This is a genomic window from Paeniglutamicibacter sp. NPDC091659, assembly GCF_044756805.1.
In the GTDB taxonomy this organism is placed as follows: Bacteria; Actinomycetota; Actinomycetes; order Actinomycetales; family Micrococcaceae; genus Paeniglutamicibacter.
This window is the reverse complement of sequence record NZ_JBIVTO010000008.1, coordinates 60,698-84,184: the sequence shown is the minus strand read 5'-3', so window position 1 is coordinate 84,184 and position 23,487 is coordinate 60,698. Positions and strand designations below refer to the sequence as shown.

The window sequence follows — 23,487 nt, the reverse complement described above, 5'->3', positions numbered from 1 at the left end:
CCCTAGTGGCCCATGGCGGGAACCAGCCGGTATCCCCTGCGCCGCAGTTCCGCCGGCGTCCTCGACTTGAGGTGCCGTTGGTGCAACACGATAGCCACGGCGACCATTCCGGCGGCCAGCGAAATGATCGCTCCGCTTCCCACGGACCAGCGGGCGCCGAATTCGGTGCCCAGCCAGCCGACCAGCGGGGCGCCGAACGGCGTTCCGCCCTGCACCACCACAACGTAGAGTGCGATGACCCGGCCGCGGAAGGCGGGATCCACCGAAAGCTGGATGGTGGTGTTTGAGCTGTTCAGGAACGTCAGCGACGCGAACCCCACGGGGACCATCATGACCGCGTACCAGAAGAATGTCGGCATGGCGCTCGCAACCAGGGCGGCCAGCCCGAAACCGACGGCGCCACCCAGCAGGTAGCGCAGGCGCGGCCTGGCCCGGTGGGCCGCCAGCAGCGCCCCGGCCAGGGTTCCGACGGCCATGATGGTTCCGAGCAGGCCGAACTCGCCCGCGCCGACCCCGAACACGTCGGTGGCCATCATGGCGTTGGTCAGCTGGAAGTTCAGCCCGAAGGTGGAAATCACGAAGGCAAGGCCGAAGATCAGCAACAGGTCCGGCCGCTTGCTGACGTAGGCGATGCCCTCCCTGATCTGTCCCTTTTCCCGGGCCGCCAATGTGGTTGGCTGGAACAGTTCGGCGCGCATCTTGCTCAGCGAGAAGATCACGGCGCCGAAGCTTGCCGCGTTGATCAGGAAGGCCGGGCCCGTTCCGAACAAGGCAATGACCAGGCCTGCCACGCCGGGGCCCGCAAGCCGTGCCAGGTTGAAGGAGGCGCTGTTCAGGGCCACCGCATTGGGCAGGTCGTCGGCGGGTACGAGTTCGGAGACGAACGCCTGGCGTGCCGGTGCGTCGAATGCGCTGGCAACGCCCAGGCCCAGCGCCAGGAGGTACACGTGCCAGAGCTCTGCGGTTCCCGTGACAACCAGCAGGCCGAGGCAGAGGGCGAAGAATCCCATGGCCGTTTGGGTGATCACCAGCAGCTTGCGCTTGTTCATCCGGTCCGCGAGGACCCCGGCGAAGGGCCCTAGGAACAGGATGGGGAGGAACTGCAGGCCGGTGGTGACGCCGGCCGCGGTCCCGTCGTGGTGGGTGAGCACCGTGAGGACCAGCCAGTCCTGGGCAACGCGCTGCATCCAGGTGCCGATGTTGGACACCAGGGCGCCGGCGGTCCAGAGCCGGTAGTTGGGGATCCTCAAGGCGCGGAACATCTTGCTCATTTTGCGCTCATTTCCTGCAACAGGGCGGCGGCCCTTGCAAGGATCTGTCGGTCGTCCTCCCCCAGCTGGTCGATCCGGCGGGCCAGCCATGCCGTGCGCTGGCTGCGGGCGCCGACGAAGGTGCGCATGCCTTCCTCGCTGATGTCGATCATCACCTGGCGGGCGTCCTGCGCGTTGGAGGTGCGTGTCACCCACCCGGACTCGACCAGCGATTTCACGATGCGTGTCATGGAGGGCGCCGCGACCTGTTCGCGCTGGGCCAGCTCACCGATGGTGTGCCCTTCCGACTTCAGGGCGGCCAGCACCGAGTACTGGGCGGGGGTCAGCATTTCGGAGCTGGATTCCAGGCGCAGCCGCCGGGAAGTCTTCATGACGGCCACGCGCAGTTCGGCGGCCAGGTCTCCGGTCCTGGTGGCGTTTTTCTTGCGTGCCGCGCTTGTTCGTACGGGTTTCGATTCGTTTTCAGTTGCGTTCGCTTGATCCGGGGTGGTCACGGATCCTCCTTCGGCGCGCCCCGTATCCGGGCGTCTTTGGTTTCGACCTCAATTAGTTCCTTAGCATTGCTAACAATACTTCGGTGGAAATATTCCCGCCATGACGCCGATCACCATCACGGGATCCGCCCGGGTGAGGTGCTCTACGCCGCGCAGCGGACAGCAAAAGGCCCCCTGGGTGTCGACCGGAAAATCCGGAAAACACCCAAGGGGCCTCGGCTCGACGGCCAAACCGCAGGTCAGTCCATGCCGCGCAGGTCAAGGACCAGTTCGGTCTCGCCCTCGGCATCCAGGATCACCGGGATGCCCCAGTCCTGCTGGTACAGGTGGCATGCGGCGTGGTCGGGGATCTCGCCGCCCGGCTCTCCGTCGCAGGCCGCGGCGCGGGCGGTGATGTGCAGCACGCCTTCGGAGATCTCCGGGTTGAGCTGCAGGGTGCGCTTCAGGCCGGTGGAGGTTCCGCCGCCGCCAAGCAGCAGCTCCTCCGGGGAGGAGGAAATCTTTAGCTGCGTGGGATCGCCCCAGCGGTCGTCGAGCTTCTGTCCCTTGGGTGCGGAGAAGCGCACGGTCAACTCGTGTGCCCCGGCCGTGACCTTCGTCTTGGGGCGCTGGGTCTGTGCCGCGCCCTCGTCGACCACCAAGGCTTCCGCCGGCAGCGGCAGCCGCACCAGCTGGTGGTTGTTGGTCTCGACGACCAGCAGCACCGGCTCGCCGTCCACCGTGTCGTCGAGCTGCACGTCTGCCGGCTCGTTCAAGCCGCGGGCCAGCGTGCTGACCGTGGCGGTGGCAGGGTCGTAGCGGCGCACGGCGCCGTTGTAGGTGTCGGCGATGGCGACCGAGCCGTCCGGCAGCACGGCAACGCCCAGCGGGTGCTGGAGGCGGGCCTGGTCCGCGGCGCCGTCACGGAAGCCGAAGTCGAAGAGCCCGGCGCCGATGGCCGACTCGACGGCCTCGACCGACCCGTCCTCGGCCAGCACCAGGCGGCGCAGCGCGGAGGTCTCGGAATCGGCGACCCAGATGTTGCCCTGGGCGTCGGAGGCCAGGCCCGAGGACTGGGCGAACCAGCTCTCCCCCGGCTTGCCGTCGGCCAGGCCCTCGAGCCCGGTTCCGGCGAAGACGCGCAGCGCCAGGCTGGACGGGTCGAAGGAGAAGATCTGGTGGGTCCCGGCCATGGCGATGACGACCGCGTTGGCCTTCTCGCTCCACAGCACGTCCCACGGCGAGGACAGCGAGGTGTTCAGCGGGTCGTTGCCCAGGTCGCTGATCCAGGCGTCCGCGTCGGCGTTGTCGGCCGCGGTGCGGGCCTGTTCTGCGTCGAGCAGGCGCTGCACGCCGTTGCCGGCCAGCGTTCCCACGGCACCGGTTTCCAGGTTGAGCGAGCGCAGGCGGTGGTTGACGGTGTCGGCGACGACCACGTGGTAGCCGAGGCTTGCGGCCAATTTGGCCGGCAAGAGGGTCAGGCCCTGGGGTTCGTTGAACTGCGCGGTTTCCGCGTCGCCGTCGGCGAAGCCCTTGACGCCGGATCCGAAGGTGCGCACCACGGTGGTCAGGTCGTTGCCCAGTTCCACGATGCGGTGGTGGCCGGAATCGCCGACCAGGAAGTTTCCGTTTTCCAGCGCGACGGCCTTGCCCGGGAAGCGCAGGTCGCCCTCGCGTGCCGGGGGCGCCACGTAGGGTCCGTCCCCGCGGTGCAGGGTCCCCTTCTCGGTGTGCTCGGCAATGAGTTCCTCGATCAGCGATTCCATGCCGCTGGCGTGGCCCTCGCCGGAGAGGTGGGCCACGATGTAGCCCTCGGGGTCGACGACCACCAGGGTCGGCCAGGCGCGGGCCGCGTAGGCCTGCCAGGTGACCAGCTCCGGGTCGTCGAGCACCGGGTGGTGGATTTCGTAGCGCTCGACGGCCGCGGCCAGCGCCACCGGATCGGCCTCGTACTCGAACTTCGGGGAGTGTACGCCGACGGTGACCAGGACGTCCGAGTACTTCGCCTCAAGCGGGCGCAGTTCGTCCAGGACGTGCAGGCAGTTGATGCAGCAGAAGGTCCAAAAATCCAGGATCGTGATCTTGCCGCGCAAGTCCTCGAGGGACAGCTGCTTGCCGCCGGTGTTCAACCAGTTCCGTCCGACCAGTTCGGAGGCACGAACCTTGTAGGAGGTGCGAACCGATTCGGTTCCGGTGTTTGAGGGCGCTGTCATGGGGTACTCCTTGAGCTTGTCGGCTGACGCGGTGCTGCACCCCATTATCCAGCTTTTGGCACCCCGCCAGCGACATCATGACCGGATGCTACTTCCGGCCCCGGAGCCGACCCCGGCTTCGCCCATCCCTTAGCGGGCCTGGGCCAGTGCCGCGTTGAGGATCTCGCCTGCCATCTGGGTGAACTCGGGCGAGTCCAGCCCGTCGCTGGCGATGAAGGAAACCATGCCGACGTAGTCCCCCTGGGCCTTGACCAGCACCAGGGCCTGCTGGCGCATGGCGTGCCCCGGCTTGGCACGGGTCCACAGGATGGTCGAATCGGCCTGGCCCTCCTTCACGGCGGGCTTCTGCGTGGTGAACGGGACGGTTTCCGAATCCTGATGCAGGGAGACCTTGTTGCATTCGGTGAGCATGCGCAGCACCGTGCCGTAGTGCTTCTCCAACGCCGGCTTGTCGGTGATCTTCGCGACCTCGACCGAACCGGTGGCCGCGATCTTGTCGGTCAGGAAGTCGGTGCGCGCACCCTCGGCGCCCATTTGCACGGGCGACCAGTTCAGCGACTCGATGACCTCGGAGCACTGCGAGGGAATGACGACCACGCCGTTGAGCGAATCCTTGGGGGCTTCCTTGAGGGACTCCAGCTCCTGGCCGTTGATGACGCGCGCCTGGTCGAAGCCAAGGCGCGCGGCCATGGAGATGCCCGAGGCAACGGCCAGCTGCGCGGTGGTCAGCTGCTCCTGGGCGCCGGCCGAGGCCCCCGCGGATGCACTGGGGCTGGCGCTCGAGGGCAGCGGCGCGTGGCCCGCCGGGAGCTCCATCGACTGGTCCTTGCCCGCGCAGCCGCTCAGCAGCAGGCCCAGCGACGCGGTCAGGGCGAGGGCGCGCATGGCACCCATCTTGGTCTTAGCGGCCACGTCGTTCAATCTCCTGGTCTTGTTGTTTCAGCTGGGCAAACATTTGGTTGTAGGCCTGCAGTTCCGCGTCGTTGTCGCGGTCGGCCTGGCGGTCCGAGCGCTTCGATTCCTTCGCGTCGTCGCGGCTCCAGGCGACCATCACGCCCAGGGCCAGCAGCAGCGTGGGCACCTCGCCGATGCCCCACATCGCGGCGGCCCCCAGGCGCTGGTCCTCCATCGCCGGCGCGCCCCACGGGCGCCCCAGGTTGCCGAACCAGTCGGCCTGGATCAACGAGGTCGATCCCATCAGGGACACCCCGTAGAAGGCGTGGAAGCTCATGGTGGCCAGCAGGATCACCAGGCGCAGCGGGTAGGGTGCGCGCTTGGGAACCGGGTCGGTGCCGATCATGCTCAGCGCAAAGAGGTACCCGGTGAGCAGGAAGTGCACGTTCATCAATTCGTGGCCCACGTGCTGGCGCAGCGCAAACCCGAAGAGGTCGGTGTTGTAGAAGATGATGATCGACCCGGCGAAGTTGGCCGCGGCGAAGATCGGGTGCGTGATGATCGCCGAGTACTTCGAGTGCACCAGCACCAGGATCCACTCGCGCGGGCCGCGGGTGCCGTCGGTGCGCGACGAGAGGGCCTTCAGGGCCAGCGTCACGGGCGCGCCCATGACCAGGAACATCGGGGCGACCATGGTCAGGGCCATGTGGTCGACCATGTGCATGGAGAAGAGCACCATGCCGTAGACGGCGGGGGCGCCGGAGGTGATGTAGAACAGGGCCACCAGGCCGACCATCCAGGCGGCCAGCCGCAGGATCGGCCATTTGTCGCCGCGTCGGCGCACCTTGACTGTCGCAATCACGTAGAGCACGGCAAGAAGAATGATGATGGCGATCCACAGCCAGTCAAAGCGCCATACGGTGAGCCAGCTGTCGCTCGTGAGTTCCGGCGGCAACTCGTAGCCGCTGAGCAGGCGCGCTGGGGTCGGGACCTCCGGCGGGGTATCCGGGGTCGGCGGCGCGGTGCTGCCCAGCACGGTACCCAGCGCCATGACCACGGCCATGACGAGTGCCTCTACCCCGACCACGCGCCAAGCGGCGTTCAGGGCGCCGATCTTGCCGGCCTCGAGGCGCGGAATCACGTAGCGGCGGTGGGCCAGGCCGAGCGCGCCCAGCCCGATGGTTGCCACCGCCTTGGCGATGACCAGCCAGCCGTAGGGGCTGTTCAGTTGCTCCCAGCTGGTGATCCGGATCGTGGCGCTGACAACGCCGGAACCGGCGACCAGGAAGATCGAGATGGTGGCCAGCGCGGAGAACCTGTGCAGGACGGTGCCGGCCAGGACGGGCGTGGTTCCGCCGTGGCGTCCCGGTGCCTTGCCCTGCAGCAGCGGGGCCAACGCGGCGAGCACCGCGATGCCGCCGAACCAGAGGGACACGCCCACCAGGTGCAGGCCGATCGCGTTGACCGCTCCCCAGTGGTCGGTGCCGCCGGCCGCGTGGCCGATCAGCGACAGCGGCAGCACGCCCGTCATCGAGAATGCCGCGGCGGCTCCCACCCAGGCCGGGGAGCGCACGCCGAAGGCCAGCGAGGAAGTGATCGCGGCAATGACGATCATCCAGGCCCAGGCCCGGCCCACGGAAATCTCCAGGACGAAGTCGAGCATCGCCGTGGTGTAGGTGGGGTCCAGGCTCATCGGCTTGCCGACGAGGTCCCAGAAGCTGAAGACCAGCACCGCCGCGGCCGACACTGTCCAGACCATGCCTGCTGCCGCAGCCAGGTTCATGGCGCGCACGAACGCGGGGTGGGCCTTGCCGCCGTCGGTGTCGTGCTCGCCCTGGGCGGGGCGCTTGGGCTTGGTGGAGCGCGGCAGGATCGCCGCGGCGAAGACCAGGGCGGCGATGGTGACCGACATGGCAGTGTGGTGCATGGCCTTGGCGATCGGCAGTGCCCAGCGCACGAAGGCGCCCGGGTCGCCGAGTTGGCTGGCCGCGGAGGTGCCGGCGAAGATGCTGGCGGCCACCAGGGCCATGAGGCCCAGCAGCACCGCGGGAAGGGTCAGGACCGGCCAGAGCCTGCCGACGGAACCCCCGGAGGTCTTTGCTTCATCCCGGAGTCCGGTGTTCTGTGAGTTGTTCACAATGTCCTTTCAACTTCCACGCTTGTTCATTCTCCCATCGTTCGGCGCCCGCCGTGGTGCCGTGGTGGCGCGCGCCACCACGGCACCACGGCGGGCACGCGATCAACCGGCGAACAATTCCCTGCCCAGGTACGACCCCTCCGCGCACCCCGGAAGGATTGCGTAGACGGCCGAGCCTATTGCCGTTGTCCATTCGTTGAGCATGTCGGCCTGGGCCAACCGCCTTTGGATGGGCAGGAACTGGCGCCCGGGATCGCATTGGTAGGAGGCGAATAGCAATCCCGCGCTGTCCGGTTCGAGGTAGTTGTAGCCGCGGCGCAGAATGATCTCGTCGGCCTCGCGCGGCTGGGACCGGGCAACGTGCGAATCCGGGGAAATCACGGGCAACCCCAGTTCGTCCGTGGCGCGCAGATCCGGCGCATCGAACTCGTGGCCGCCGGTCAGCGGCGCACCAGTGTCCTGCCGCCTCCCCATGGTGAAGTCCCGGCCCGGGCGGTCCACCTGGTCCCAGGAGTCCAGGTCCATTTCGATGCGGCGCAGCACCAGCGAGGTGCCGCCGGGAACCCACGGTTCCAGGTTTTCGCCGCCCCAGAGCGCACGGTCCAGCATGTCACCCCTCGGGTTTCCGGTGCCGTCCAGCTGCCCGAAGAGGTTGCGCATGGTCGCGGCCTCGTCCTGGGACCCGCGGGAATGGCGGAACCCGTCCTGCACCCAACGGATCCTTGCCAGCGGTCGCAGGTCCTTGAGCAATGCGCGCGAGGCGTGGGCGATCGACATCCTGTCATCCCCGCAGAGCTGAAGGACCACGTCGCTTTGGCCCCATGCGGGGTCCAGCCGGTCAGTGGGGAAGGATTCGAGATCCTTGAGCCAGGTCGGCTGCAGGCCCGGGTTCATGATCCTGACCGCGCGCGACCCCAGCCCGATGGTGACGGTCAGCCGTGCGGGGTTTGCCGAGAGCTCGGGTTCGGTGTCGGCCAGGATGCCCCGCCCGGCCATGAGCCGGGCCGCATCGTCGCTGATGAGCCTGAACATACGGCGCAGGATCTCGCGTTGTTCGACCCCGCTTGAGGCGTCGGGCAGGACCAGGTCCAGTGCCAGGAAGGAAACGAAGGCCGGTGCCGGGTTCTGGATTCCCGGTTGCCTGTCCCCGTGGAAGGCAATGGTTTCCTGTCCGTGCAACGGGCCGCCGGGCAGCCCTTCGGCGGCCCGTGCGGTGACGGCGCCGGATCCGGCGGCAAAGCCCGCGGCGGCACCGGCAACGGTTGCCGCACCGCCAAAGAGCAGTGCGCGCCGCGAAGGAACGCTTGGTTGATTGGTTGTGTTTGTCACCGCGATCAGCTGTCCCCGTGCCCGGAGTGTTCGGCCTCCGGCGCGTAGGATTCCTTGGCACCGCCGAATTCCTTGATCTCGAAGTCCACTGTCTGGGTGCTGTGGTCCGCGTAGGTGAAGACCATGGTGGCGGTGGAACCTGCCTTCAGTTCCTGTTTCAGGCCCATGAGCATGATGTGCTTGGATCCCGGTTCCAAGGCAACGGTCGAGTTGGCGGGAATGGCCAGCGGGCCGTCGAGCTTTTGCATGCTCATGGACGTCCCGGTTCCCGTCATGTCATGCAATTCGACGCTCTCGGCAATGGGCGAAGAAACCGAAACAAGGGCCTGTTCCTGGCCTGTGGTGTTGTGCAATTCGGCGAAGCCGCTGGTCATTCCCTTGGGCGCGGCCTTGATCCAGGCTTCGCTGACATGAACCGCGTCTTCGTGGGTCGTTGAATGCGTGCCGTGGCTTGCCGCATCGGGAGTATTGGCGCTTGCACAGCCGCTCAACAGGGCTGCCGCGACGACAGCGATGACGCCTGCGCGGGCGAAGCGGGTGGTTGGGGTGTTCAACGTGGTGGTGTTCGAGGGCATGGGAAATCTCCAATGTGTGTGGCGGAGCATCCGGACTTGGCCCGACGGGCAGCCTGCGGATTCCGCGCGGCATCCAACGGGTGCGGCCAACCGGGGCCCGGCCGCAGGAGAACATGCGGCGGCCCGGCAGCGGGCACACGTGGGTGCCAAGGGTGTGTGAAAGTGTGTGCGTCCGCGAGATTTCACTCGGACGCCCTGGAAGGCCGTTGCCGCACGACTGTGGCGGCGACGGCACCCGGACGGCTTACTTGCCTTGGCGGCGAACCTTCAGCAGGACCATCAGCACCGAGCCCAGCACGACGACCCCGGCAATGAGCCAGACGACCGCTGCAGGAAGCCCTGACAGCTGCTCTGCGGGGCTTTGCTTGTCCGGTGCCGGAACCGGCGCCGCCTCGGAGCTTGGTGCCGCGCTTGGGGCCGCGGTGGCCGCAGGCGTCGGTGTCGCGGATTCGACGGCTTTCGGGTCCTTCACGCTGAAGGCCAGCTTCTTGTCGATGGGGTGGCCATCGGAGGAGACGACCCGTGCGACCAAGGTGTAGTCGCCGTTGGGCAGCGTGGCGTCGGGTGTGATGGTCAGGTCCCTGCGCGCGATTTCGTAGCTCGTCTGGACGCTGTCGCCCTTCTCGTCCTTCAGCTCAACGATCGTTCCGATTTCCTTCAGGTCGCCGCTGAAGGTCAGGACGAATTTTTCCGGGGATGACTTGAGCACAGCACCGTTCGCCGGCGTTGATGCCACCAACTCGTCGTGGGCCTGTGCGCTGCCGACGCCGAAAAGCGTCATCAGGCTTAGTAGTGCAACGGCAAGCAGGGCCGCAAAGCGTGCCTTGGAAGTCGAAATCTGGGTTGAAGCATTCATGGTTTGTGGTCCTTGTCCCCCGCCGTTCCCGGCGGGTTCCTGTGTGGATGGTTCTGCAATTAGCAATAAGCGAAAGCAGGACCGACAGGAGGACCGCGCCGGCGCAGCGCGGGCAGCAAGACGTCCAGGCGGGCCACAGGCATTGGGGATGAGACAACCCGGGATCGTTTGGCAACAAGTGGCTGCCACGCGCGGGAAGACAGGATGCGCCGCGGAACGTACAGCAGAATGCTGTCGACCATGGAGCGTACGGCAAGTTCGCCCTTGCGGAGGGCCGCGACGGTCAGCAAAGCGGCCAACAGGTGTGCAACCGGCATGAGGTAGCCGAGGGGCGATTCTGCAACTGCGTTTGGCTGCAGGACCTGCTCAACGCTCAGAACCGTGGAATGCGAACCATGTCCCGGCAGGGTTCCCGTTTCATGCAGGTTCCCGGTTGCCGATTGGTGTCCGAAAAGGCCGAAAACCGCATGGTAGAGCCCCTGGCTCAAGACAACGGCAATCGTCGTGCGGATCAGGGAAAAATTGGTCGAGGCCAGTGCAGTGCAAACGGCACCGGAAACTGCCAGGACAAGGCCGACAATCGCCAAGGGCGGCATCATGCCGTCGGCAATGGTGTGTGAGGCAACGGCAAGGCATGTGCACACAAGCGCACCGATCCAGCCACGCACAATGCGCAGGCCGTGATCTTCCATGCCGAGTCCTTCCAAGAGTTTTGTCCCTGGGCGTTCATGCCCAGGCAGCCTATTCTACGCGATTCTACGATACGTAGAACTCAAGCCTTGTTGGGACATGACCATTAAACCAAATTGCCCCCGTGCAATCGGTCCGAAGACCCATTGCACGGGGGCAGTTTGAAAGCTTCTGCGGGAGCGCAGACTACTTGCCGGTAACGGCAGCCTTCAGCTTCGAGCCAGCGGTCAGCTTGACCGAGTGGCCTGCTGGGATCTGGATGGCTTCGCCGGTCTGCGGGTTGCGGCCGGTGCGAGCTGCACGGTCGGTGCGCTCAACTGCGAGCCATCCCGGGATCGAAACCTTTTCGCCCTGCGAAATCTGGGAAACGAATACCTCGAACACTGCATCCAGAACGCCGTTGACGGCTACCTGGGAGTTGCCGGTCTTCTCGGCGACGGCTGCAACAAGTTCACTACGGTTCATAGCCAAAGTATGTCCTCCTGGACTTTTCTTCCCGACCGATTCCGGTTCAGGACGCCTCGCATTCGCGGGGACTTCTGTGTGAGAACTTACCAAATGTTCAGACGCGAAACGCCCGAAATGGGCTGAATTCCCGGGATTTTTTTGAACTTTGGCAGGTTTTTCGCGTTCAACGGCCAGTTTTAAGCCAAAAGAGAGATAAAGGGCACTTTTTTGAGCCGGCGCCGGCCACGCCCCAGGCGCCCGGTTTCCGGGCGTCTGGGGCCAGATTCCGACCCGTTTTCGGACCGCTCCGGCCCGGCGATTCGGTGCTCCTAGGTTGCACTCGGCTCAGGACAGCAGCTTGATTCCCGTCGCCTTTTCGGCCTCTTCCCATATGGCTTCGGCGGCCCGGGAATCGGTCGTGACTCGTGCCGGCTTCGACCGGACAGGAGCCCCCTTGACCCACCCCCGGGGGCCGAAGAACACGGCGCCTTCGTTCCGGAATGCCTGCGGGTCCAGTGCCGCACGCACCACCGCCAGGGCGCCTCGGTTCTTGCCCTGGGTAAAGGCCGCCTGCAACGAGTCGGCGAAAAGCGTTCCCCGACTTGGCTCATTGACACCGGGAACCCTCGGGGTTCGGCCCGAAATCGAGTAGCCGGGATGTGCGCTCAACGCACGCACCGGACTCCCGGCAGCCTGCAGCCTTCGGTCGAGTTCGAACCCGAAGGACTGCACCATGATTTTCGACTGCGCATAGGCCTGCCATCCCGAGTACCCGTTGTGCAGCTGCAGGTCATCCAATCTCAATTTGACCAGAAGGGTCGAAAGCGATCCCAAGGTGAGCACCCGGCTCCCCGGGGTCCGTTCCAGCACGGGCAACAGGCCTGCAACCAGCGCAAAGTGCCCGAAGAAGTTGGTGGCAGCGACCAGTTCCAGTCCGTCCGGGCTTTGTTTCCGCGCCCTTGGGGCATGGACCACGCCAGCGTTGGCGATGAGCACATCCAGGCCGTCCAGCTCGCTGAGTAGAACGACTGCCTCGGCGACGGATTCGAGGTTTGCCATGTCCAGGATTACCGAAGAGACGTTTGCGTTCGGCACCCGCGAACGAATGGCCTGCAGCGCGGCATCCGCCTTTGCCTGGTTCCGGCAGGCCAGAATCACTTCGGCACCCCGCTGGGCCAGCTGCAGGCTGGTCCAGAAACCAATGCCAGCATTGGCACCCGTCACGAGGATCCGCTTGCCCGAGGCATCCCCCACCGCGTTCTGTCCGCATTCCGCCGAATCACCGAGGATTGGACCGTTCTTTGTGATGCCGCATTGATGTGTGCTCATGGAGACCAAAGCTACCCCCTAGTCCCCTGTTTCGTCAGGAGTCGCGGGACACCGTGAACACGGGCTTCTGACGCATTGTCGCCGCGGTGCCCCGCTGGTTAAGGTTGAGACGGAGAACAAAGAGAGGCCGGTCGACTCAGATGACACACCGCAACCAAGACGAAAACCGTGATGCGTCACTGCATGCCGCACGGTATCGGTTGGCGCAGGAACTGGCGACCAAAGATATTCCGGTTGATGAATACACTCAAGCCACAGGGCGTAAATTCTCCAATGAAAAGGACGTTCCTACCGAGACGCCGCATTTCCATGCCGATGAGGAAGTCTGGGAGGTAGCCAACAGCGCCCTTGATGCGGCCTTTGCGCGCGGCGACTTCGACAACCTCGCCTACGCGGGGAAGCCCATCCCGGGATTGGGCAACAACGCCGACCCCGACTGGTGGGTCAAGGGGATGATGGAGCGGGAAAAGATCAGCGGCGTTGGACCGCCGGCCTTGATGCTGCGCAAGGAGGACGCGGAGCTCGAGGCAACCGTGGACGGCTTCCATTCAAGAGCCCAGGTGCGGGAGCTTCTTGAGGATTTCAATGCTCGAATCATCAATGCCCGCCGGCAGCTCAACGGCGGTCCTCCGGTGATTACCAAGTTGCGGGACGTCGATGCCGAGCTTGAGGGCTGGGAATCGCGCCGTTCCCAGCGAGCGGCGTCGGCAGCATCCGAGACGGACTCGACGACCCCGGAACGCGCATCGGGGTGGAAGCGGTGGTTCGGCGGTGCTTAGCCCCGCCGGGCGGCAACCAATCCTCCGATTCGCCGATTCCATGGAGCATGGTCAATGCGGGGCATTTGCTCAGGCCAGATGCCGGATTCTTCCTGATCTTTAAATGGCCAAAGGCCCCAACCGATTCGGTTGGGGCCTTTGACTGCTTCTGGAATTTACCAGGAAGACTTGGTGATGCCCGGAAGCTCGCCACGGTGTGCCATGTCGCGGAAGCGAACACGGGAGATACCGAACTTCTGGAAGGTACCGCGCGGGCGGCCGTCGATGGCGTCGCGGTTGCGAACGCGGATCGGCGATGCGTTGCGGGGCAGCTTCTGCAGGCCCAAGCGGGCCTCTTCGCGTGCCTCGTCGGTTGCATTCGGATCAACGAGGGTCTTCTTGAGGGCTGCACGCTTTTCGGCGTAACGCTCAACGATGACCTTGCGCTGCTCGTTCTTTGCAATCATAGACTTCTTAGCCATGTTTAGCGCTCCTCTCGGAATTCGACGTGCTTGCGGACTACCGGATCGTACTTCTTCAGCACGAGGCGGTCCGGGTCATTGCGGCGGTTCTTGCGGGTCACGTAAGTGAATCCGGTACCGGCGGTCGACTTGAGCTTGATGATGGGACGTACGTCCTTATCCTTAGCCACTAGATCTTCACACCCTTTGCAATGAGTCCGGTTACAACGGCATCGATGCCGCGTACGTCAATGAGCTTGATGCCCTTGACGGACAGCGTCAACGTAACGTTGCGACGCAGGGACGGAACCCAGTAGCGCTTCTTCTGGATATTCGGGTCGAACCGACGCTTGTTGCGGCGGTGCGAGTGGGAGATGCTGTGTCCGAAGTTCGGAACCGCACCGGTCACCTGGCATACTGCTGCCATGATCACTCCTCAGTTGTAGTAAATATTGGCGGTACTCATTTACAGATACAGCGGAAAAATGCTGCCTCTGAATCTGCGATTAAGAGTCCCGCCACCAGTTGTGACACCGTATATTACTGCACACCTTGAAGGTAACCAGGCTGGGTGAGAACCAACCGAAGCGCCTTTATTAGCGTGAAAGACGGTGAACCTCGCGGTCAGTTGAGCACTTTTCCCTACTCGGTGGCCGCGATATTCGGTTTTACGGGTAAACGCACACACCCATAGGGCATACGCGACTTAACGCCTTACCATCCTAGGCGATTAACACATGTGCGGACAAATCGAAGCCAACCAAAACCGTGTCTTTAATTGCGATCTGCCTCACGTCACGCCACTCGCCGCCGAAGTAGATGCTCGCCCGCCGGCCCTGCGATGACCAGAATCAGCGAAGAATCCAGTGCTCAGGATCGAGTTGGCAGGTGAGCTTGCGGCCAATGCGCGCCAATTCCGCCACGTCGCGCTCATCAAGGCCGTCGAAGATAAACTGCCGCACCGACGCGACGTGCTCTGGGGCCAAGTGTTCGATCATCTCCCAGCCCGTGGCGGTGAGCCTTGCAATGGTGACTCGCGCGTCGGATTCCGAGCGACTGCGCTCCACCCAACCACGGGCCTCGAGCTTCTTCACCACGTGCGACAGCCGCGACAACGAGGCGCTGGTGCGCGAGGCCAATTCACTCATGGGCAACGTCCGGTCCTCCGTTTCGGAGAGCATCGCCAGCACGTCGTAGTCAAAGAGCGTGATCTTGGCCTGCACCTGCAATTCGCTGTCCAGGGCCGCCGGCAACAGCGTGGTGACCGACAACAGGGCCAGCCAAGCCTCTCGTTCAATGGGGCTCAGCCACTTCGGTTCACTCATGGGAACCATCTTTCCATAGCCGCGCATTGGCTCACCTCACCGGCGTGTTTGGATGTTGCCGCAAAACATGCCGGTCCCGGTTTCCCTGACGGATGTCCGTCAGCGAAACCGGGACCCACGTGGGCATGTCCATGCCCGGCCTGCGGCTCCCTACCTTGCGGCGAGGGCCTTGCGCCTGCGGTACGCGATGACCTGCGAGGCAACCACAACGACAAGCGCCAGGATGAACATTGCGGAGCCGATCACGTTGGCCTGCGCCGGAATGCCGCGTGTTGCCGAAACGTAGATGAACTTCGGGAAGGTCGTGAAGTTGCCGGAGTTGAAGTTGGTGATGATGAAGTCATCGAAACTCATGGCAAAGGACAACAGTGCCGCCGCGACGATGCCCGGAAGCAACAGCGGGAAGGTGACCTTCCAGAACGTGATGAACGGGCTGGCGTAGAGATCCGAGGCGGCCTCTTCAAGCCTCGGGTCCAGCGAAGAAACCCTGGCCCGCACGGTCACCACCACGAAGGACATGCAGAACATGATGTGGGAGATCACGATGGTGGTGAAGCCGAGTTCCCAACCCAGGTTCAGGAACTGGGCCAACAGGGAGGCACCAAGAACGACTTCCGGGGTCGCCAGCGGCAGGATGATCAACAGGTCCGCGGTGTTGCGGAACTTGAACTTGTAGCGGACCAGCCCCAGGGCCACACAGGTGCCCAGGACTGTGGCGAAAAGTGTAGCCACGACGCCGATCTGCAGCGAGTTGACCAACGATTCACACACGTTCGGCGCACCGCAGGGGTTCTTCCAGTTGTCCAACGTGAAACCGCGCCATTCAAGGTTGGTGCGGCCTGCATCGTTGAAGGAAAACACAAAGATGTATGCGATGGGAACCAGAAGGTAAACGAAGGCTAGGCCTCCAGCGACGGGGATGAACCAGCGTCCAATTTTTTGTCTCATGCCATAACCTCCTAGAACAGTTCCTTGGTGCCGAAGCGCTTGATGTATATGAGGACCAAAGCCAGGATGAGGATCATCAGGATGAAGCTCAAGGCCGAGGCGCCGGGGTAGTCGACAACCTTGAAGAAGCGCGAATCGATGATCTGGCCGATCATTGCCGTGTCTCGGTTGTTGCCCAGCAGCGCCGCGTTGACGTAGTCGCCGGCCGCCGGAATGAAGGTCAGCAGGGTGCCCGCAAAGACGCCGGGCATTGACAGCGGAAGCGTGACCTTGAAGAACGTCGTGATGGGGTTGGCGTACAGGTCCCCCGAGGCTTCGAGTAGGTTGGTGTCCAGCCTGTCGAGGTTGGCGTAGATCGGCAGCATCATGAACGGCAGGAAGTTGTAGGTCAAGCCGCAGACAACCGCAAACGCGGTGGCCGTGAGATGCCCGTCCGGCGGCAGGATCGCAATCGCGCGAAGCACCGTGACAACCGGCCCCTCGTCCGAGAGGATCTGCTTCCAGGCCTGCGTGCGCAGGATGAAGCTGGAGAAGAACGGGGCGATCAGCAAGACCAGCAGGATTCCCTGCATCAGCTGGCGCCCGCGCAGGCGCACTGCCACCAGATACGCCATGGGGTACCCGATCAGCAGCGCCGCAATGGTGGCGATCAGCGCGAAGAAGAAGGAACGCAGGAAGACGTCCCAGTAGGCGGTGATGACCGTGGTGTAGTTGCTGAACTGCAGGGCCGGAACAAATTCGCCGATTTCGGCGCCCGGCGGCTTGGTATACAGGGACATCGAGAGCAGCACCAAGACCGGAGCCGCAAAGAACAAGGCCAAGAAGGCCATGCCCGGAAGGATCAGGTAGAGCCCGACCCGTCCCTTGCGTTTCTCCGCGGCGATTTCCTCTTCGCTGCGGACATCCTCGGGCTCGCCGCGCTTCTTTCCTCGGGGACGGGTGGCGGTGGTAGTCATACCGCGTCCTGCCCCTCGGTCGTTTTCTCTGCCCCGTCCAGCCCAAACGAGAACTCGGGTTCCCAGGTCATGCGGACGGTGTCACCGCGCTGCGCGGGGTGCTGGCCCATGTTCTGGGAGAACGTGCCGATGGTTCCGATGCCCGGGACCTCGACGAGGTACTCGGTGCTCACACCTGTGAACGATGCATCCAGCACGGTGCCTGTGAGCATGTTGGCGGTGTGCGAGTAGTCATCGGGCAGGTTCAGGATGCGCATCTTTTCCGGCCGCACGCCGACGATCGCGGCGCCGCTGTGGGCCACCGAGCGGTTCTTCGGCATGACCAGTCGGTGCCCGGAGACGTCCACGGCTACGGCGTCACCCAGGTCCTCGGTCACGGTGCCGTGCATCAGGTTGGACTTGCCCAGGAAGTTGGCCACGAACGCGGTCTTGGGAAGTTCGTACAGGTCGCGCGGGGCGCCCATCTGTTCGATCCGCCCCTTGTTCATGACGGCAACCGTGTCGGCCATGGTCATGGCCTCCTCCTGGTCGTGGGTCACGTGGATGAAGGTCAGGCCGACCTCGGTCTGGATCGACTTGAGCTCAACCTGCATCTGGCGGCGCAGCTTCATGTCCAGCGCACCGAGCGGCTCGTCGAGCAGCAGCACCGCCGGCCGGTTGACCAACGCACGGGCGAGCGCCACGCGCTGCTGCTGGCCGCCCGAAAGCTGGCTTGGCTTGCGCGAGGCCAGGTGCCCGAGCTCCACCATTTCCAGTGCGGCCTTGGCGCGGGATAGCTGGTCCTTGACGCCCTTGCGCTTCAGGCCGAACGCCACGTTGTCCAGCACGCTCATGTGCGGGAACAGCGCATAGGACTGGAACACGGTGTTGACCTGGCGCTGGAACGAGGGCAACTTGGTGACGTCCTGGCCACCGATGCTGATGCTGCCGCTGGTCGGCTGCTCCAGTCCGGCGATCATGCGCAGCGTGGTGGTCTTTCCGCAACCGGACGGACCGAGGAGCGCAAAGAACGTCCCGCTGGGGACGGTGAGCGTCAGGTCATCCACGGCGGTGAATTCCGTGAATCGCTTGGTCACATTGCTGAGGTGAAGGTCGGCTCCCGAGGACGCCCCGGTCAGTGCCGGATCCTTCAGGGTTGTTGGAGTGCTCAATTTAGGCGCCAATCACTTGCTGGAACAAATTCTGGAATTCTGTTTCTTCGTCAACGGTCATTTCCCGTTCGCTGGTTGCCAGGCTCAGGAATTCCTCGGTGGGGAAGATCAGCGGGTTGTCGACGAGCTCGGGGTCGATCGCCTTCATCGCCTCGCGTGCTCCGGCAACCGGGCAAACGTAGTTCACGTACGCCGCAACCTCGGCGGCGACCGCGGGGTCGTAGTAGAAGTTCATGAGTTCTTCCGCGTTGCTCTTGTGCGGCGAACCGATCGGGACCATGAAATTGTCACTCCACAACAGGCCCTTGCGTTCGGGCATGATGAACTCCCATTTGTCGCCTTCCTCGAAGTTCAGCTGGGTGATGTCACCCGAGTAGACGAGGCCGGCGATGGCATCCCCCGAAATGAAGTCCTGCTTGTAGGAGTTGCCCTTTACCTGGCGGATCTGGCCGTTCTTGATGTTCTTGTCCAGCACGTCCAGGGAGTTCGAGTACTCGTCGAGGCCCCAATCGCCGGCGATGTCGATGCCGTCGTCGAGCATGAGCATCGGCATGGTGTCGCGCATTTCATCCAACACCGTGATGCGCCCCTTCAGGGCCGGGTCCCAGAGGTCCGAAACGTTCTTCAGCCCCTTGGGGAAGGCCTCCTTGTTCCAGGCCAGGCCCGTGAACCCGGACTGCCAGGTGAGCGATTTCTTGCGTCCCGGGTCGAAGCGCACGCTTTCGAGCTCCGGCAACAGGTTCTTGATGTTGGGGATGTTTGCGTGGTTCAGTTCCTGGACGTAGCCCTGGCGGATCAGTCGCTCGGACATCCAGTCGCTGGGCGTGATGATGTCCTGTCCGATGTCCTTGCCGGCGGCAAGCTGCGCCTGGATCTTGCCGTAGTAGGTGTCGTTGGAATCGATGTCCTCGGAGTACTTGGCCGTGATTCCGGATTCCTTCATGAACCGTTCGAGGGTCGGGTACTTCTTGGTTTTGTCGTCGTAATCCAGGTAGAGGGTCCAGTTGGCCCAATTGACGACCTTTGATTCCGCAGAGAGATCCGCGGCGGCACTCGGCGCGGCGGCCTTGCTGCCGCCCGCTGTCCCGCCCGAGGTTCCGCATGCGGCCAAGAAGCTCGCCAGCGCCAATCCGCCGGCCCCCGCCAACACTCCCCTTCGAGATACCTGGGCCGCGGCAATGCCCCGGCTCAGGCGTTGCAGGGAATTACGTTGATGGTCACTGCGAGACATCATGCTCCGATTGCTGTTTGGAATTGGCTGTTGAACTTGGTTTCCTCGTCGGCGTTGAGGCTCCTGAAGACGTGCGCCTTTTCGAGGTCCGCATCGGACGGGAAAATCAGCGAGTTGGTGACCAGACTCGGGTCGATCTTCTCCATGGCTTCCTTCGCACCCTGGACCGGTGAAATGAAGTTCACGTACGCGGCGACCTGGGCAGCGATTTCCGGTTCGTAGTAGAAGTCCATGAGCTTCTCCGCGTTGGTCTTGCGCGGGGAGGCCACCGGAATCAGCATGTTGTCGCTCCACAGGGTGCAACCGGCCTCCGGGATGACGAACTCCCACTGGTCGTTGTTCTCGAAATTCATCTGCACGATGTCGCCGCTCCAGACGATTCCGGCGATGGCGTCCCCGGAGATGAAGTCCTCCTTGTAGGAGTTGCCCTTCACCTGGCGGATCTGCCCGTCGTTGATCTGCTTGGCCAGCACGTCGGTGGCCTTGGTGAACTCGGCGTCGCCCCACGGTCCCGAAATGTCCACGCCTTCATCGAGCATCAAGAGACCAATGGTGTCGCGCATTTCGTCGAGCACCGTGATGCGGCCCTTGAGGTCCGGGCTCCAGAGATCCGACACCGTGCGCAGACCCTTGGGGTACTTCGCCTTGTTCCAGGCGATGCCCGCGTAACCGCTCTGCCAGGTCAGCGAGTGCTCGCGTCCCGGGTCGAAGTCGACCTTTTGCAGGGCGGGGAGCAGGTTCTTGGCATTCGGGATGTTGGCTTGGTCGAGCTTCTGCGTGAAGCCCTGGCGGATCACGCGTCCCGCCATCCAGTCGGTCAGGGTGATGATGTCCTGCCCGATGTCCTGGCCCGCTGAAAGCTGCCCCTGCACCTTGCCGTAGTAGGTGTCGTTTCCGTCGATGTCTTCGACATAGTGAACCTCAATGCCGGTGCGCTTGGTGAATTCCTGCAGCGTCGGATACTTCTTGGTTTTGTCGTCATAGTCGAGATAGAGCGTCCAGTTGGCCCAGAAGACATTTTTGTCGGTTGCAGACATGTCCGTGACCGCGGGTGCCGTTCCGGCTGCCCCGCCGGTGGCCCCGCCACCGGTTCCTCCGCCGGTGCCGCAGGCAGCCAGAAGTCCGGCAATGCCCAAGCCGCCGGCACCCGCGAGTAGCTTGCGACGGGACACCTGCATACGTTGCGCCTGCGCGATCAGCGCCCGAACCCCCGGATCACTGGGCAGTTCGCGATGGTTTTGATTAGACATGGCCGGATTCCCCTTCAGCTGATGCTGCATACACGACTGTCCATGTCACTCGTGACATAAGCCACAAAGAACATGTGACATGGATCATGTCAGGAATTCCGCATTCTGACAATAGTTTTCGGCTGAAATGCTTTCTTAACAAACGAAATCCATTGCACAAGACCTCTTCCACAACCGATTCCCTCGGGATACGCTCTAGTGAAGCGACGTGGTGCCCACCATGTTGAAAGATTTCAGTGCTATCAGAACGGCTCGATCAGGAGGTCGATAAGCAGTGACCCATTCCGCGCACACCGGCGCAGGCAACGGATTCACCATGGACGCCACATCCAAGGCGATCATTGAGCAATTGCAGGAAGACGGGCGTCGTTCATACGCGTCAGTCGGCAAGGCCGTTGGCCTCAGCGAAGCGGCGGTGCGCCAACGGGTCCAAAAACTCGTCGACAGCAAGGTCATGCAGGTAGTGGCGGTCACCGATCCACTACAGCTTGGTTTCAAGCGGCAGGCCATGCTTGGCATTCGATCCACCGGCGACATCATCGCCACGGCGGATCGGATTTCGGCCCTCCCGGAGGTCGACTACTGCGTTGTGGTCGCCGGACCTTCGGACATCATTGCGGAAGTCATTTGCGCCAATGATGAGGACCTACTTCGTATCATCACTGAAATTCGAGCCATCGAGGGCGTACGCGAAACCGAAACGTTCATGTACCTCTCGTTGCGTAAACAGGAATACAACTGGGGTACCCGATGAGCATTGTCAACACCACTCCGCGTGGCACCGATCGCCAGATCGCAGCCCGCGACCACCTATGGATGCATATGGCCCGCTACTCTCCGTTGGAGAACGGCGCCCGCGTCCCGATCATTACCCGCGGCGAAGGCCACACCCTCTGGGATGACCAGGGCAAGAGCTACATTGACGGCCTGGCAGGCCTGTTTGTGGTCAACGCCGGCCACGGCCGTGCCGAACTGGCCGAGGCCGCGGCAAAGCAGGCCGAAAAGCTTGCCTTCATGCCGCTGTGGTCCTACGGCCACGAACCGGCAATCGACCTGGCTGAGCGTCTGGCGCACTACGCCCCGGGCGACCTGAACCGCGTCTTCTTCACCACCGGCGGCGGCGAAGCTGTCGAGTCGGCCTTCAAGCTTGCCAAGCAGTACTTCAAGCTGAAGGGCAAGCCTGGCAAGTACAAGGTCATCTCCCGCGCGCTGGCCTACCACGGCACCCCGCAGGGCGCCCTGGCCATCACCTCGCTGCCGGGCATGAAGACCCCGTTCGAGCCGCTGGTGCCGGGCACCTTCCGCGTCCCGAACACCAACTTCTACCGCGCCCCCGACCAGTTCGAGGACAACGAGAAGGACTTCGGCCTGTGGGCCGCGGAGCGCATCCGCGAGGCCATCGAGTTCGAGGGCGCCGAGTCCGTTGCGGCAGTGTTCCTTGAGCCGGTGCAGAACTCCGGCGGCTGCTTCCCGCCGCCCCCGGGCTACTTCCAGCGCGTGCGCGAAATCTGCGACGAGTACGACGTACTGCTGGTATCGGACGAGGTCATCTGCGCCTTCGGCCGCATCGGCTCGATGTTCGCCTGTGATGACTTCGGCTACGTGCCGGACATCATCACCTGCGCCAAGGGCATCACCAGCGGCTACTCGCCGCTGGGCGCCATGATCGCCTCGGAGAAGCTGTTCGAACCGTTCAAGCACGGCGACACCACGTTCTACCACGGCTACACCTTCGGCGGACACCCCGTGTCCACCGCAGTCGCCATGGCAAACCTGGACATCTTCGAACGCGAGGGCCTGAACCAGCGGGTGAAGGACAACGCGCCGATCTTCAAGTCCACCCTGGAGAAGCTCAAGGACCTGCCGATCGTCGGCGACGTCCGCGGTGCCGGTTACTTCTACGGCATCGAGCTGGTCAAGGACAAGGCGACCAAGGAGACATTCAACGACGACGAGTCCGAGCGCCTGTTGCGCGGATTCCTCTCCACGGCCCTCTACGACGCAGGGCTGTACTGCCGCGCCGACGACCGCGGCGACCCAGTCATCCAGCTGGCCCCGCCGCTGACGGTCGGCCCGCCGGAGTTCGACCAGATCGAGTCGATCCTGCGTTCGGTCCTGACCGAGGCGGAGAACCACCTCTAAAGGGACTTCGTTCCAAGTGGTGTTTGGGTGGCGGTGAAGAAATTCACCGCCACCCATTCGTTTGTGGCCGGGGATGACTGCGCGTCCTTCGCGGTCCGTGGCAAGGTTCCTTGTTTCCGGCTCCCCCGTCGTATTGAATGTTCCGACACCAGGCTCGGGAACGACGAGAGCGCCAGACGCAGAGAAAGCCGCAACCGCCATGGAAACCAGCAACTCCCCGCGGGTCTCCCCGCGCCGGGACCCGGCCAACCCCGCACCCAAACAGCCCGGCAGGAAACTCCGCGTTTTCCTGCTGGCCATCACCATCGTGACGCTCGCCTTTGCCGTCTTCAGCGTCTTCGGGGCAACCGTGGGAACGACGGACAACGCCCCCTATACGACGCGTTTCCTGCTCACCTGGATCACGCTGCCTTCGTTCCTGCTCGGCTTTGTGTACCTGGCTTTGTACTTTCTCGTTCGCTGGCGCCAAGCACGGCAATCCAGCTAAGCCTGTTGCATCTGCCAGTCGTTTTCCAGGGGTCGTTGCAACATTGACAATGTCTGGCATGCACCCGGGCGCATCGGCTGGCACCCATCCATGCTTGCAGTCGGCACTTCGGAAAAATGGCTCTCAGCAGCCCCGCAGGATCCCTACAGCCCCGCTGGTTTCAGCTCGATTTCCACGAACACGAACTCGGTATCCGCTGCGTTGACGACGTTGTGCTCACTGCCTGCAACCCGGGTATAGGAAACGCCGGCGGTCAATTCATTGGTCGCAACCCCGTCTCCGGTTTCCAGAACCAGTTCTCCGGTGGTCATGGGAACCACCACGTAGTCGACGGGGTGGACGTGCCAACCGGTTTCGGTGCCGGGAGCAAAGCGCCATTCGGTGACGCGAACACGATCATTGTCGATCTGGACTGTGGCGATTGCAGGGGTGCGTGTCATGGGTTTCCTCTGGTTTCTTGGTGCCGTAAAGTCCGCCAACCATGCATCCAGTGAGCATGGTTTTGAAGCGGAGGGCACCAATGCAGGTGCCACAGGTTCATCGTGGCAGCGGACCCCTCCAACG

The 23,487-nt window shown here is 63.6% G+C and carries 25 protein-coding genes; 4 read left to right on the top strand and 21 right to left on the bottom strand.

Translation table 11 applies throughout. The features are described 5' to 3' along the window. Positions 1-2: 2 nt before the first annotated feature. The 11 genes from ACIQLF_RS15155 to ACIQLF_RS15105 form a co-directional block, all read right to left on the bottom strand. Entirely contained in the window at positions 3-1,271 is a 1,269-nt protein-coding gene (locus ACIQLF_RS15155) for an MFS transporter (RefSeq protein WP_400300020.1), read from the bottom strand. Further along, the gene (locus ACIQLF_RS15150; protein ID WP_400300017.1) at positions 1,268-1,765 is read right to left on the bottom strand and encodes a MarR family winged helix-turn-helix transcriptional regulator; all 498 of its coding nucleotides are present in this window, start codon (positions 1,763-1,765) and stop codon (positions 1,268-1,270) included. Before ACIQLF_RS15150 ends, ACIQLF_RS15155 begins: the two co-directional genes overlap by 4 nt. A gap of 239 nt (positions 1,766-2,004) precedes the next feature. Beyond that, the gene (locus tag ACIQLF_RS15145; RefSeq protein WP_400300014.1) at positions 2,005-3,957 is read right to left on the bottom strand and encodes an NHL domain-containing thioredoxin family protein; all 1,953 of its coding nucleotides are present in this window, start codon (positions 3,955-3,957) and stop codon (positions 2,005-2,007) included. A 129-nt stretch (positions 3,958-4,086) separates the two neighbouring features. Further along, a complete protein-coding gene (locus ACIQLF_RS15140; protein WP_400300012.1) occupies positions 4,087-4,869 on the bottom strand; it encodes a hypothetical protein in 783 nt (260 codons plus the stop codon). After that, complete coding sequence (locus tag ACIQLF_RS15135; protein WP_400300009.1) at positions 4,859-6,988, bottom strand: cytochrome c oxidase assembly protein; 2,130 nt, start codon at positions 6,986-6,988, stop codon at positions 4,859-4,861. Before ACIQLF_RS15135 ends, ACIQLF_RS15140 begins: the two co-directional genes overlap by 11 nt. Positions 6,989-7,090: 102 nt before the next feature. Next, positions 7,091-8,317 (bottom strand): Dyp-type peroxidase, encoded by a 1,227-nt coding sequence (locus ACIQLF_RS15130; RefSeq protein WP_400300007.1) that lies wholly within the window; start codon positions 8,315-8,317, stop codon positions 7,091-7,093. Between the two features lie 5 nt (positions 8,318-8,322). Beyond that, positions 8,323-8,892 (bottom strand): copper chaperone PCu(A)C, encoded by a 570-nt coding sequence (locus ACIQLF_RS15125; protein ID WP_400300004.1) that lies wholly within the window; start codon positions 8,890-8,892, stop codon positions 8,323-8,325. A gap of 244 nt (positions 8,893-9,136) precedes the next feature. After that, complete coding sequence (locus tag ACIQLF_RS15120) at positions 9,137-9,748, bottom strand: copper resistance protein CopC (protein WP_400300001.1); 612 nt, start codon at positions 9,746-9,748, stop codon at positions 9,137-9,139. A gap of 59 nt (positions 9,749-9,807) precedes the next feature. After that, positions 9,808-10,440, bottom strand: a complete 633-nt coding sequence (locus tag ACIQLF_RS15115) for a hypothetical protein (RefSeq protein ID WP_400299999.1) — start codon at positions 10,438-10,440, stop codon at positions 9,808-9,810. A 184-nt stretch (positions 10,441-10,624) separates the two neighbouring features. After that, the gene (locus ACIQLF_RS15110) at positions 10,625-10,909 is read right to left on the bottom strand and encodes an HU family DNA-binding protein (protein ID WP_068733068.1); all 285 of its coding nucleotides are present in this window, start codon (positions 10,907-10,909) and stop codon (positions 10,625-10,627) included. A 321-nt stretch (positions 10,910-11,230) separates the two neighbouring features. After that, positions 11,231-12,214, bottom strand: coding sequence for an SDR family NAD(P)-dependent oxidoreductase (locus ACIQLF_RS15105; RefSeq protein ID WP_400299996.1), 984 nt, complete (start codon positions 12,212-12,214; stop codon positions 11,231-11,233). Between the two features lie 200 nt (positions 12,215-12,414). Here ACIQLF_RS15105 and ACIQLF_RS15100 point away from each other — a divergent pair, with 200 nt between their 5' ends. Next, positions 12,415-12,993, top strand: a complete 579-nt coding sequence (locus ACIQLF_RS15100) for a DUF1992 domain-containing protein (protein ID WP_400299994.1) — start codon at positions 12,415-12,417, stop codon at positions 12,991-12,993. Positions 12,994-13,148: 155 nt separating this feature from the next. Here the strand turns inward: ACIQLF_RS15100 and rpsN are convergent, their stop codons facing one another. From rpsN to ACIQLF_RS15055, 9 genes are all read right to left on the bottom strand, one after another. Next, positions 13,149-13,454 carry a 30S ribosomal protein S14 gene (gene rpsN, locus ACIQLF_RS15095; protein ID WP_209999415.1) on the bottom strand — a complete coding sequence of 102 codons (306 nt, stop codon included), beginning with the start codon at positions 13,452-13,454 and terminating at the stop codon, positions 13,149-13,151. A 2-nt stretch (positions 13,455-13,456) separates the two neighbouring features. Beyond that, on the bottom strand, positions 13,457-13,624 hold the full coding sequence (gene rpmG / locus ACIQLF_RS15090; RefSeq protein WP_068733060.1) for a 50S ribosomal protein L33: 168 nt from the start codon (positions 13,622-13,624) through the stop codon (positions 13,457-13,459). After that, positions 13,624-13,860 (bottom strand): 50S ribosomal protein L28, encoded by a 237-nt coding sequence (gene rpmB / locus ACIQLF_RS15085; RefSeq protein WP_068733058.1) that lies wholly within the window; start codon positions 13,858-13,860, stop codon positions 13,624-13,626. The genes rpmG and rpmB overlap by 1 nt, the downstream gene beginning before the upstream one ends. A gap of 424 nt (positions 13,861-14,284) precedes the next feature. Beyond that, on the bottom strand, positions 14,285-14,758 hold the full coding sequence (locus ACIQLF_RS15080; RefSeq protein ID WP_400299990.1) for a MarR family winged helix-turn-helix transcriptional regulator: 474 nt from the start codon (positions 14,756-14,758) through the stop codon (positions 14,285-14,287). 150 nt (positions 14,759-14,908) lie between these two features. Then, the gene (locus tag ACIQLF_RS15075; RefSeq protein ID WP_400299988.1) at positions 14,909-15,706 is read right to left on the bottom strand and encodes an ABC transporter permease; all 798 of its coding nucleotides are present in this window, start codon (positions 15,704-15,706) and stop codon (positions 14,909-14,911) included. An 11-nt stretch (positions 15,707-15,717) separates the two neighbouring features. Beyond that, positions 15,718-16,662 (bottom strand): ABC transporter permease, encoded by a 945-nt coding sequence (locus tag ACIQLF_RS15070; protein WP_400299985.1) that lies wholly within the window; start codon positions 16,660-16,662, stop codon positions 15,718-15,720. Then, the gene (locus ACIQLF_RS15065; RefSeq protein ID WP_400299983.1) at positions 16,659-17,813 is read right to left on the bottom strand and encodes an ABC transporter ATP-binding protein; all 1,155 of its coding nucleotides are present in this window, start codon (positions 17,811-17,813) and stop codon (positions 16,659-16,661) included. Before ACIQLF_RS15065 ends, ACIQLF_RS15070 begins: the two co-directional genes overlap by 4 nt. A 1-nt stretch (position 17,814) precedes the next feature. Further along, the gene (locus ACIQLF_RS15060) at positions 17,815-19,047 is read right to left on the bottom strand and encodes a PotD/PotF family extracellular solute-binding protein (RefSeq protein ID WP_400299980.1); all 1,233 of its coding nucleotides are present in this window, start codon (positions 19,045-19,047) and stop codon (positions 17,815-17,817) included. After that, positions 19,044-20,294, bottom strand: a complete 1,251-nt coding sequence (locus ACIQLF_RS15055) for a spermidine/putrescine ABC transporter substrate-binding protein (protein WP_400299978.1) — start codon at positions 20,292-20,294, stop codon at positions 19,044-19,046. Before ACIQLF_RS15055 ends, ACIQLF_RS15060 begins: the two co-directional genes overlap by 4 nt. Positions 20,295-20,610: 316 nt before the next feature. On the opposite strand from ACIQLF_RS15055, the gene ACIQLF_RS15050 reads away from it, so the two are divergent. The 3 genes from ACIQLF_RS15050 to ACIQLF_RS15040 all read left to right on the top strand — a co-directional run bounded on the left by ACIQLF_RS15050 (position 20,611) and on the right by ACIQLF_RS15040 (position 22,923). Then, positions 20,611-21,048 carry an Lrp/AsnC family transcriptional regulator gene (locus ACIQLF_RS15050; protein WP_210001671.1) on the top strand — a complete coding sequence of 146 codons (438 nt, stop codon included), beginning with the start codon at positions 20,611-20,613 and terminating at the stop codon, positions 21,046-21,048. After that, positions 21,045-22,436, top strand: a complete 1,392-nt coding sequence (locus ACIQLF_RS15045; RefSeq protein ID WP_400299975.1) for an aspartate aminotransferase family protein — start codon at positions 21,045-21,047, stop codon at positions 22,434-22,436. The genes ACIQLF_RS15050 and ACIQLF_RS15045 overlap by 4 nt, the downstream gene beginning before the upstream one ends. Before the next feature lie 199 nt (positions 22,437-22,635). Further along, entirely contained in the window at positions 22,636-22,923 is a 288-nt protein-coding gene (locus ACIQLF_RS15040) for a hypothetical protein (RefSeq protein WP_400299973.1), read from the top strand. Between the two features lie 143 nt (positions 22,924-23,066). Here ACIQLF_RS15040 and ACIQLF_RS15035 read toward each other — a convergent pair whose 3' ends face one another. Further along, on the bottom strand, positions 23,067-23,363 hold the full coding sequence (locus tag ACIQLF_RS15035; protein ID WP_400299970.1) for a cupin domain-containing protein: 297 nt from the start codon (positions 23,361-23,363) through the stop codon (positions 23,067-23,069). Positions 23,364-23,487: the final 124 nt, after the last annotated feature.

Bases quoted from the DNA above. Each gene is read 5' to 3' on its own strand.
- ACIQLF_RS15155 (WP_400300020.1), bottom strand. From the start codon at position 1,271: ATGAGCAAGATGTTCCGCGCCTTGAGGATCCCCAACTACCGGCTCTGG.
- ACIQLF_RS15145 (WP_400300014.1), bottom strand. From the start codon at position 3,957: ATGACAGCGCCCTCAAACACCGGAACCGAATCGGTTCGCACCTCCTAC.
- ACIQLF_RS15125 (WP_400300004.1), bottom strand. From the start codon at position 8,892: ATGCCCTCGAACACCACCACGTTGAACACCCCAACCACCCGCTTCGCC.
- ACIQLF_RS15120 (WP_400300001.1), bottom strand. From the start codon at position 9,748: ATGAATGCTTCAACCCAGATTTCGACTTCCAAGGCACGCTTTGCGGCC.
- ACIQLF_RS15115 (WP_400299999.1), bottom strand. From the start codon at position 10,440: ATGGAAGATCACGGCCTGCGCATTGTGCGTGGCTGGATCGGTGCGCTT.
- ACIQLF_RS15105 (WP_400299996.1), bottom strand. From the start codon at position 12,214: ATGAGCACACATCAATGCGGCATCACAAAGAACGGTCCAATCCTCGGT.
- rpsN (WP_209999415.1), bottom strand. From the start codon at position 13,454: ATGGCTAAGAAGTCTATGATTGCAAAGAACGAGCAGCGCAAGGTCATC.
- rpmB (WP_068733058.1), bottom strand. From the start codon at position 13,860: ATGGCAGCAGTATGCCAGGTGACCGGTGCGGTTCCGAACTTCGGACAC.
- ACIQLF_RS15080 (WP_400299990.1), bottom strand. From the start codon at position 14,758: ATGAGTGAACCGAAGTGGCTGAGCCCCATTGAACGAGAGGCTTGGCTG.
- ACIQLF_RS15075 (WP_400299988.1), bottom strand. From the start codon at position 15,706: ATGAGACAAAAAATTGGACGCTGGTTCATCCCCGTCGCTGGAGGCCTA.
- ACIQLF_RS15070 (WP_400299985.1), bottom strand. From the start codon at position 16,662: ATGACTACCACCGCCACCCGTCCCCGAGGAAAGAAGCGCGGCGAGCCC.
- ACIQLF_RS15060 (WP_400299980.1), bottom strand. From the start codon at position 19,047: ATGATGTCTCGCAGTGACCATCAACGTAATTCCCTGCAACGCCTGAGC.
- ACIQLF_RS15055 (WP_400299978.1), bottom strand. From the start codon at position 20,294: ATGTCTAATCAAAACCATCGCGAACTGCCCAGTGATCCGGGGGTTCGG.
- ACIQLF_RS15050 (WP_210001671.1), top strand. From the start codon at position 20,611: ATGGACGCCACATCCAAGGCGATCATTGAGCAATTGCAGGAAGACGGG.
- ACIQLF_RS15045 (WP_400299975.1), top strand. From the start codon at position 21,045: ATGAGCATTGTCAACACCACTCCGCGTGGCACCGATCGCCAGATCGCA.
- ACIQLF_RS15040 (WP_400299973.1), top strand. From the start codon at position 22,636: ATGGAAACCAGCAACTCCCCGCGGGTCTCCCCGCGCCGGGACCCGGCC.
- ACIQLF_RS15035 (WP_400299970.1), bottom strand. From the start codon at position 23,363: ATGACACGCACCCCTGCAATCGCCACAGTCCAGATCGACAATGATCGT.